The following is a 9,357-nucleotide window of genomic DNA, read 5'->3' as shown; positions in this document are numbered from 1 at the left end:
AAGAAGTGTGGGCAAACAAGGAATGCCCCCACAAGAGTGTACGAAGAGAGCAAGAAGTGTGGGCAAACAGGAAATGCCCCCACAAGAGTGTACGAAGTGGTCAAAAAGTGTGGGCAAACAAGGAATACCCCCACAAGTGAATACAAAATGATTAAAAAGTGTGAGCGAACAAATTTTTAGTTTTCTCCCAATTTGTTAGAGTGAAGTGATTCATAATCATTGACTTTTAATCGGATGGTTGGTTGCTTCTCCTTTACTCTTTTCAGAGTCGCGACAATTAGGAAACTCACAATAACAAGTAAAAGCCATGAACTTACTTTTCCTAAATGGACCAAACTCCATGCTTCTGTTTGGTTTGGATATTGCCACGCTCCGAAGTAGGTAGCAATATTTTCAGCAATCCAAATAAAGAAGCCGATGAGTACAAACGAGAGGGCCAGTGGCATATGGTAAACTTTTTGGCCGACTTTATACGCTACCGAAGTCCTGAAAAATACAATGATTACAGCGGCGGCTAACCACCAACGTATATCAATCCAGAAATGATGAGTGAAAAAGTTTAAATAGATAGCGGCAGCAAGTGGCACTGTCAATATGTAAGGTGGCCATTTGATAAGCTTTACATCTAGTCTCCGCCAAGCCTGGCATAAAAAACTTGCTACACTTGCATACATAAATCCACTATACAATGGAACCCCAAAAACCTTAAAGTAAGCTTCCTCTGGATAAGCCCATGACCCCATATGTACTTTAAAGATCTCCAATGCCAACCCAATGATATGAAAAAGAGAAATGACCTTCAATTCATCTTTCGTTTCCAGTCCCGAACGAATCATTAACCACTGTGTTACTATACAAATGAGAAGGAGCCAATCGTATCTTGGTAATAGAGGGAGGGGGGTGATCTGTGTAATTGCTAATGATGCAAAAATAACAACTGGAAAAATACAAGATAACGCCTGTGACCAACCAAACCGTACGAGCTGTTGTATTGAAAAAAACATGACAGTATACCTCCGAATTTTATTAATGTTACTTTAACAGGTTATTTATTGTTTTTCAATAAAAAAATAATGATAAGAGTAAAATAATTATTCTTTTACTTTGTTTTTGTTTGGTTTGGTTCAGAATGATTCTACTAAAAGGAAGTGACTAATGGGAGGGAAAGCGAAAGAAAATCGTTATATGTACTTAAGTTTAGGTGTGTTATTAACTATTATTGGTATTTACTGCTCTTATGGAGATCTTGCTCGAGGGGAGTTTGTTGATTCTGTCATGATCTTGGCATTAGGTGTGAGTCAACTTTTCTTTGCGTATTTATCTCCGCATATTTTTCCTAGAGATGAACGAGCGAAAGCAATCATTGGCAAAGCAATGACTGCGAACTATTTTATTCTGTTTGTCGCTCTTTTGATATTATTCATACTTACTGGACAAGGGTCTTTAGGTATATGGCAATTGAGCGCGAGCCAAGTATTAATTGTTCTTTTCAGTATAATGGTTATCGCGATTCCTGCGACAATGGTGGTTTATTCGAGAATGATATAAAAAATAGAACACCTCACAGAACATTCTATTCCTTTGTTCTGTGGGTGTTAGAGATTTATCTTTCAATGGCTGACTCATTATGAGCGTTTGCTGTGTAATCATTGCTGTTTAAGCCGAGGAATGTCATCGCGTTCAACCCATGCATTTTTCTTCGTTCTTCATTTGATAGATGGTCAATTTGGTCAATCGCTTTCCCTGATGGTGTTTCCCGTAATAAAAAGGGGTAATCAGAGCCTGCGATGATTTGATCTGTTCCAAGTCGTTCAACCATTAAAGCCAAATTATCTTTGTCATAAACAAGGGCGTCATAGTAAAGCTTTTGAATGTAGGCGCTTGGTGGTTTTATTGTTTGACGTATATGCGGCCATACATGATACCCTTGGTCTAATCTAGGGATCAGATAAGGGAGAGAGCCTCCTCCATGGGCAAAGCAGATTTTTAAATTTGGATAACGGTCGAGCAGTCCACTCATAATAATACTACCCACAGCAAGTGCGGTTTCTGAAGGCATACCGACCATATACATCATTTGTTGCTTACGGAGGCGCTCCTTACCTAGAGTTTCCCAGGGATGAACAAATAAAGGTACACCAAGCTCATGGGCAGCAGCAAAAAAAGGTTCTAATGTTGGATCATCTAAGTTCCTACCATTCACATTTGTGCCAATTTCAATTCCTTTAAGATTCAACTCCAGATAGAGTCGTTTCATCTCTTTAATAGCAAGTTCAGTATCTTGAAGGGGGACAGTGCCAAGTCCAATAAATCTTTTAGGATGTTGTTTGACAAGAGAAGAGATAAAATCGTTTTGAAACTGTGCAAGTTCAAGACCTTTTTCAGGATCAGACCAATAGCTGAAGGTGACAGGAATGGGGGAAAGTACTTGGACATCAATGCCCTCCCGCTCCATATCTTCAATCCGCTTTTTGGCATCCCATGCTTGGTCGGTAATTTCTCGAAAGTTCTTCCCATTTACTAAGATGTTTGCCCCGCAGCTACAGGTTTTGTTCACAGTCGGCCAGCGTTCATCCCCGTATTTCTCCGCTAAGTTTAGAAAGTCTTCAGAAATAACGTGTGTATGGAAGTCAACCTTGAATAGATTATCCATTGATATGTGCACCTCTACTTTATTTTCCGAGTTTTGTACCATAAGTAAAATAGCTTTCAGGTGGCTTGCTGCCCCACATTTCTAGCCCTAATTCACCGACTTCAGAAGTCCATTGAATAGGCTCCCAATCAGGTGAAAAGATTAACATGCCGCCGGTCCAGATTTCTACACGATGTCCGGATGGTTCAAAAACATAAATAAATTGTGCTCCACTCGTGCCGTGTTTTCCTGGGCCCCATTCGATTTTTACACCGTTCTCTGCCATAATATTTGCAGCACGGATGAGTTCATCAGGGGAGTCTAAATAATAGGCAAGGTGATGAAACTTAGCCCCATTTTGATTGGCATTTCTCATAAATGCAACTTCATGAGCGATATTAGTACGACTTAACCATGATCCGAGACGGACATCAGCTGCATTTTCAATATAATAACGGTGGTGAATACCTAAAAATTGTGTCCACCATTCTTGTTCTTTTTTGACATCATCGACCATAATATTGACGTGATCAAACCTACGAGGAGAAACACCGTAAGAGCGATATTTACTTGGATGACTTGGTAGTTGTGATTGGACAACCGGATCATCAGTGACAAATAATTCTTTCTCCCAGTAAAGTTCTATAGGTACGCCAGCCGGTGAATGAAAATGAATTGCATCACCTAGAGCCTTTTTTGTTCCACCTTCTACCCATTGAAATGCGACATTCATTTCCTTCAACACTTTTTCAAAAAGGTATAGTGATTCCTTCGCGCTTACACGCCAGCCAACACGGTTCACTTCTGATGTCTGTCCTTCATGTAAAATGAGCGTATGGTGATCGTAATCTTGCCAAGCTCTTAAATATGCACAATTTTCTGTTTGTTCAGTGAGGGCCAATCCCATGATTTCAGTAAAAAACCATAAAGATTCTTCAAAACGGTTTACAGTAATTTCGACATGACCGAGATGAGCGACGGTTTTAAGATATGCCTCTAATCTTTCTTGTGCTTCGTCTTTATTAATGATTTCTTGGATTGTTTTTGCCATTTGATTTCCTCCCTGTATAAAAAATTATAAAATAAGGCTGATTTTTCCTTGTGGTCTAAGACTATCTAGTTGGAGAACGACTTTTTTTTGTTCGATCATCAGCTGGTTGTCGATTTCTTTTAAGCTAAAACTAGCTGTGCCAAGAAAGGTATCGACTACTTCTCTTTTTGTACGGTAAGTAGTGAAGTTACACTCAGCATGAATCGTGTGATCGTCTGCTCGATTAAGCATAATATTGTGGTAGTTTCTTAATGTTGTAGAGTGAGGATATTCAACATGTGCCTCTTTTTTTAGTAGCCTTTTGGCACGTTCTTCTAGTCTTGCACGGTCATCATAAATATAGAACATGGAAGTTAATGGGTTTGCTTCTGGTTCTCCGATGGGAGGGATGATATAGGTGCCGTTTTCAGAAAATAGATTAGCCCATTCTTGTAGCTTCCACTGATCAAGTAATTTAGCCTCATGATATAAAAAGTCAATCACTTCATGCTTTAAATCACTTTTCACAATCATTAGAAGGTAGCCTCCTTTTCCATTAAGGCGGATGAAATAATCTTGTTGTATTGTCGCCAAAAGCTTCTCATTTGTAGTTCATCGGTCGCTAATACGTGATCTTCACCACGAACCATTCCTTTAGAAATGTCATTCCACTCCACTTCATAGTTATTTGTATAAGCTTCCTGACAAAGTTCTAATGCTTCATTATCATCTGGTGTAGCAAAACCACCTGGACCGAGGAATTCTAGAAAATTATTATTTCTAGCAAGGCGATGGTTATCTTTTTCACCTACTGGGGCTAAAGAATACCCTGATACTTCAAGGTAACCAGGTGATACTGGATAAAAGGTCCTTGCAGTAATGGCCATAATGTCATTAATCACAAGGTTAGGGAAGATGATAATATTCCGATTGTAGCTGGCAATTCTTTCAGCACGATCTTCGCCGAAACGTTCGACTAATCGCTTTTTCATTTCTTCCATATCTTGCTTTAATTCTTCACTCCAAATCGCTGTCCATTGGGCAACTGGTCTTCCCCAAGGTGCGACATATTCCATTACTGCATGCCCATTTCCTAAATCTTTTCCTTTCCCCTCTAGTTTGACTTTCCGAATCTCTGGATCTTGTGCGTGCTTAATATCGAAATAGGTTTTATGTGTGGGCATACCATGATAAAGATCAACACTGTTCTCAGCTAGCAGCTTCCAGTTTGCCCGCACACTATATTGCTGGATACCACCCAATACTTCTAGCCCCAATTCTGATTGATCGACAGCTAAATCGATATACTCTTTTGCACCAGCTAAATATTCATCTAATGACATCGCGTTTACGTCGAAATTGACAAAGATAAAGCCACGGTAGCTTTCAATACGTTGAACCGCTTTCATATCTTTCGACGCGCAATCATTGAAGTCTTCAGGGAAGCCATCTCTTCCAGGCATACCGGTTAACTTGCCATCGTTTTTAAAGCTCCATGCATGATAAAAACAGCGAAATACACGAGAATTTCCTTCGTTCTCCCTACAAACCAGTGCGCCGCGATGTGGGCAAGTGTTATATAATGCACGGATTTCACCGTCATGGCTATGAACTAAAAGTAAGTTGCGCCCACCAACCTTTTTCCTTTTATAGTCCCCTGGTTTTGAGACCTCTGTTTCATGACCAATGAATAACCAACACTTGTTGAAGATTTCTGCCCGTTCATGGGCAAGAATCTCTTTATCTGTAAAAACACTGCGATGGACAAGAAACTCATTTTTCTCTATATCATCTTTCACAATCTCTCTCATAGCGGTTGACCTCCTCTTCATTAATTTAGAGCATATTGCTACCACCATTCACACTGATGACTTGACCCGTAATAAAGGAGGCCCCTTTTGTTGAAACATACCAGACGGCGTCTGCTACTTCCTCCTTGTGGGCAGCTCTTCCTTTAGGGATGATTTCGATATATTTATTTACTAATGCAGCGTCTCGCTCGCGAATACGGTCTAAACCCTCACAATCGACTGCAGGCGGAGCGATGGTATTAACGGTAATATCATGTTCGGAAAACTCCCGCGCGAGCCCCGTTGTTAAGGCGTGTACGCCACCTTTTGCTGCGTTATAAGCGGCGTGGTCCCATAGACCATTTCGAACGGAATCGGCCCCAATATTGATAATTCTCCCGTATTTTTGCTGGACCATATGAGGTAACACTTTATAGCAACACCATAGTGTGGTCCATAAGTTTCTATTGATCGTCGCTTTCAATGTTTTTGGTGTTTGTTCCAAGAAAGGAAGAATCACACCACCGCCAGCGTTATTGACGAGAATATCGATTTTTCCCCATTGATCCAATGTGTATTGCACAAGTTCATCTACATTTTCTTCAATACTTAAATCACCTGTGAACGATTGCGCATCTCCGTTTGTTAACGCTTTCAATTCTCTAGCAGTTTTTTCAGTATCATCATCTTCTGTTCCGCATATCAGAACTTTTGCGCCAGAAGATAAGAGTTTGTGAGCGATTTCTTTTCCAATCCCTCGAGCGGATCCTGTAACGATGGCCACATTGCCCTGTAATGTTTCACTTAACCGTATATCAGTTATCATTTCCCTTTATCCCCCCAATCCATTTCAACTATATCTATAGTATAAATAGTGTTTTTTATAGACTCCAATTGAATATTTCTTAGTTTTCTATAAATTTAAAAAATTATTTTATATAATGTTTACTTGTTGCTTATAGAAGAACAAATCATTATTTTTTTGTAAAAATTTCATATATAATTAAACAAAATGGAAATGTAAACCTTTACATTTTTGGTTATCTCTAAAAATGGAAATGGAAAAAGGAGGCGTTCCTGTTGAATGAGTATCAACTATTGACCTTTCTTACCATTGCTGATTTGCAAAGTTTTTCTAAAGCGGCAAAATATTTGAATGTGACTCAACCTACTGTTACCTCGAGAATAAAAGTGTTAGAGGAAATAGTAGATTGTGAGCTTTTTCAACGGATTGGTCATGAGGTAGTGCTGACGAGTGAAGGGGAATTGTTTAAAGACTATGCACAAAAAATACTCCTTTATATGAATCAATCAAAAGAAATAAGCAATATGACGAGAGCGCCTGTGATTAGAGTAGGTTTTTCGCCTGGGTATTGTTATTCTTTTATTGTTGAGCTTCTAAAGACGATTAAGTCGATTGGGAATATTGATATTCAAGTGATTGAGGGATATGATTCTGTTGATATAAATGAACGTTTATTAGCAGGAGAGGTAGACCTTATTTTTTCCCGTGATTTAATAGCTGGAAATGAGGATATAGAGTCTGAATTTCTTTTTCAAAATGAACTCGTCGTGTTATTACCAAGCGGTCATCCATTGAATCATTATCCTCAATTAGAACTCGAGCATCTTAATCATGAAACTGTCATTAGTTTTAGGCGGAGATCTAATTTGTGGAAATTAATTGATGAGAAATTATTAGCTGTTAAGGGACTTACACGTATTGATGTAGATAATAATGAGATGCTGTTAAAGGCCGTTGCCAATAACATTGGTATTGGGGTGATTCCGAAATTAGGCATCAATCATCCTGACAGTAAAAATATTAGTATTCGTAAAATTGATGCTCTCACTTCCATTTCTAATTCTGTTTACGTTCAATATCGTAATTCCCCACATATGAATAATCTAGCCAAAAAAATTACTTATGCAGTTATTGCCCATAAATATGCTCAGATATAATAGTAGTGAAGAAAATAAATAGCTAATGATTCAGAGGAGTAAAGAAAAAAGCTGCTTAAATTTACCTATTATTCTGTAAATTAAAGCAGCCAAATGTTTCCTATTTTAAATCGGAAGTATTTTCGATCCTGCTAGCCTCTTAATTTTTGTATGCTTTCTCCCCCAATGGACCAGTGGGTTTTCGGTGTTTCTTGAATAATGACGCGGATATTCTCCTTTGGGGCAGAGATGGATTGGCTAATGGTTTCGGTGACAGCGGTCATTAGCTTTTCGATATCACTTTCTTCTCTACCTTCTATAAGTTGAATGGTTACTATCGGCATGATGCTTCCTCCTTTTATTAAGGTGTGACTGAAAATGAGAGATGACCCAGTTGGCCGAAATCAACTTCGACAAGATCGCCTGCGTGGAGCATAATAGCTTCGGTCATTCCGCCTGTTAAAATGGGCTCGTTCGCTTTAACTGCCTTGCCTTTTTTAAATAACATTTGAGCGAGTCTTGCTATTGATTCAGCTGGGTGGCCGAGGACGGCGGCACCGGTACCAAACGCTTTTACTTCACCATTTATTTTGATTGATGCCCCTAGAACATCGAGTGCGAGGCTATTCGGATCACTCATCTTATAGCCGAATATCGCACCTGCGGCAGAAGTATTATCGGCAATAACATCAGGTAGTGTGAAGTTAAAATTCTCATATCGGCTATCAATCACTTCTACGGCAGGGAAAACGTATTTGGTCGCGTTTAATACCTCTTCAACTGTGATGTCATCCCCGTATAAATCTTTTTTTAATATAAAACCAATCTCTGGTTCAATTTTTGGATGAATGTAATCAGCCATAGAGATTTGCTCATCTTCTTCAATGACCATACGATCGAACACAAACCCATATATTGGATTATCGACGTTCATTTGTTTCATTTTCGCTTTACTCGTAATACCCATCTTCGGACCAATTATTCGTAATCCTTCATTTTTCTTATCAAGGATTAATTGTTCTTGTATAAGGTACGCTTCATCAATGGTGAGTGACGGATAAAGGTTGGATGTAATCTTGGTAATTTCCCGTTTTTCTTTTTCTGCTTGATGAACATAATCTGCCAGTTTTTTCACTTGCGTCATTTCCATCATTAAACACCTACTTTCTGTTATTCAAAGTGAACGCTCACTTCGCCCAGCTCGGAAAATTTTGCTTTGTATGCATCTCTAGGTTGTGCGGCGGTAGCGCCTGAGAGTGCACCAGATAAAATGATTTCCCCCGCTTTAAGTGACAGGTTATACTGCGCCAATTTATTGGCAAGCCAGGCCACGCATTTAGCAGGGTGATTTAAGGCTGCGATTCCAACGCCTGTATTAACTATTTCATTATTTTTATATAAAGTAACGGCAATTTGGCGAAGGTCGATGCCCGTTAACCGAATAGGTTGATCACCTAATACATAAAGACCTGAGGAAGCATTATCTGCTATTGTATCAGCGAGCGTAATCTGCCAATTCTTGATGCGACTATCGATAATCTCTAGGGCAGGGAAGATGTATTCGGTTGCTTGAATAACTTCAAATGCTGTGATACCAGGTCCTTTTAAATCATTTGATAATTTAAAAGCAATTTCTGCTTCAACTTTTGGCTGAAGCACCTGCTCCTTTTGAATAGAAGCGCCATTTGGTAAATACATAGCGTCAAAAAGGTGGCCATAATCAGGTTCATTAACGCCTAGTTGTGTTTGCATCGCTTTGGAGGTTAAACCGATTTTTTTACCTGTTACAATTTTCCCTTGTTTTAATGCGTTTTCGACATGTAATAATTGTACTTGATAGGCTTGATCAACAGAGAGGGTTGGTGCTATTTCTGATAAAGGGGATACCGTTTTATTTTGTTCATAAGCACTGTTTAGATGGTGATACAACTTTTTCACATTGATAATCGTATCTAATGACATCT

At 39.1% G+C, this 9,357-nt stretch carries 12 protein-coding genes; 3 read left to right on the top strand and 9 right to left on the bottom strand.

All coding sequences use genetic code 11. The features are described 5' to 3' along the window. Positions 1-180 (top strand): hypothetical protein (locus tag H9655_RS22525; RefSeq protein ID WP_225230705.1); only part of this gene is annotated, 180 nt, incomplete at its 5' end. Here H9655_RS22525 and H9655_RS16735 read toward each other — a convergent pair. Continuing rightward, entirely contained in the window at positions 177-1,004 is an 828-nt protein-coding gene (locus H9655_RS16735) for a DUF817 domain-containing protein (protein WP_191816152.1), read from the bottom strand. The two genes, H9655_RS22525 and H9655_RS16735, sit on opposite strands and share 4 nt — an antisense overlap. Positions 1,005-1,155: 151 nt before the next feature. Between H9655_RS16735 and H9655_RS16730 the strand changes: the two genes are divergently transcribed. Next, entirely contained in the window at positions 1,156-1,548 is a 393-nt protein-coding gene (locus tag H9655_RS16730) for a hypothetical protein (RefSeq protein WP_191816150.1), read from the top strand. Positions 1,549-1,603: 55 nt separating this feature from the next. Here H9655_RS16730 and H9655_RS16725 read toward each other — a convergent pair whose 3' ends face one another. From H9655_RS16725 to H9655_RS16705, 5 genes are read right to left on the bottom strand one after another with little or no spacing between them, the layout of a single operon-like run. Beyond that, positions 1,604-2,653 (bottom strand): amidohydrolase family protein, encoded by a 1,050-nt coding sequence (locus H9655_RS16725; protein ID WP_191816148.1) that lies wholly within the window; start codon positions 2,651-2,653, stop codon positions 1,604-1,606. Positions 2,654-2,672: 19 nt separating this feature from the next. Further along, positions 2,673-3,683: a VOC family protein gene (locus tag H9655_RS16720; protein WP_191816146.1), complete on the bottom strand. Its 1,011-nt coding sequence runs from the start codon at positions 3,681-3,683 to the stop codon at positions 2,673-2,675. 24 nt (positions 3,684-3,707) lie between these two features. Next, positions 3,708-4,196: an aromatic-ring-hydroxylating dioxygenase subunit beta gene (locus tag H9655_RS16715; protein ID WP_191816144.1), complete on the bottom strand. Its 489-nt coding sequence runs from the start codon at positions 4,194-4,196 to the stop codon at positions 3,708-3,710. Further along, positions 4,196-5,473: an aromatic ring-hydroxylating oxygenase subunit alpha gene (locus tag H9655_RS16710; protein ID WP_191816142.1), complete on the bottom strand. Its 1,278-nt coding sequence runs from the start codon at positions 5,471-5,473 to the stop codon at positions 4,196-4,198. The genes H9655_RS16715 and H9655_RS16710 overlap by 1 nt, the downstream gene beginning before the upstream one ends. 25 nt (positions 5,474-5,498) lie before the next feature. Further along, a complete protein-coding gene (locus tag H9655_RS16705; RefSeq protein ID WP_191816140.1) occupies positions 5,499-6,278 on the bottom strand; it encodes an SDR family NAD(P)-dependent oxidoreductase in 780 nt (259 codons plus the stop codon). A 254-nt stretch (positions 6,279-6,532) separates the two neighbouring features. Here H9655_RS16705 and H9655_RS16700 point away from each other — a divergent pair, with 254 nt between their 5' ends. Further along, the gene (locus H9655_RS16700) at positions 6,533-7,414 is read left to right on the top strand and encodes a LysR family transcriptional regulator (protein WP_191816138.1); all 882 of its coding nucleotides are present in this window, start codon (positions 6,533-6,535) and stop codon (positions 7,412-7,414) included. A 131-nt stretch (positions 7,415-7,545) separates the two neighbouring features. Here H9655_RS16700 and H9655_RS16695 read toward each other — a convergent pair whose 3' ends face one another. From H9655_RS16695 to H9655_RS16685, 3 genes are read right to left on the bottom strand one after another with little or no spacing between them, the layout of a single operon-like run. After that, a complete protein-coding gene (locus H9655_RS16695) occupies positions 7,546-7,737 on the bottom strand; it encodes a 4-oxalocrotonate tautomerase (RefSeq protein WP_191816136.1) in 192 nt (63 codons plus the stop codon). 17 nt (positions 7,738-7,754) lie between these two features. Then, positions 7,755-8,543 carry a 2-keto-4-pentenoate hydratase gene (locus tag H9655_RS16690; protein WP_191816134.1) on the bottom strand — a complete coding sequence of 263 codons (789 nt, stop codon included), beginning with the start codon at positions 8,541-8,543 and terminating at the stop codon, positions 7,755-7,757. A gap of 20 nt (positions 8,544-8,563) precedes the next feature. Continuing rightward, positions 8,564-9,355: a 2-keto-4-pentenoate hydratase gene (locus tag H9655_RS16685; RefSeq protein ID WP_191816132.1), complete on the bottom strand. Its 792-nt coding sequence runs from the start codon at positions 9,353-9,355 to the stop codon at positions 8,564-8,566. Between the last annotated feature and the right edge of the window lie 2 nt (positions 9,356-9,357).

Source organism: Cytobacillus stercorigallinarum, assembly GCF_014836495.1.
GTDB classification, from domain to species: Bacteria; Bacillota; Bacilli; order Bacillales; family Cytobacillaceae; genus Cytobacillus; species Cytobacillus stercorigallinarum.
The sequence above is the reverse complement of the archived record's forward strand: the minus strand, read 5'-3'. Positions and strand labels throughout refer to the sequence as shown.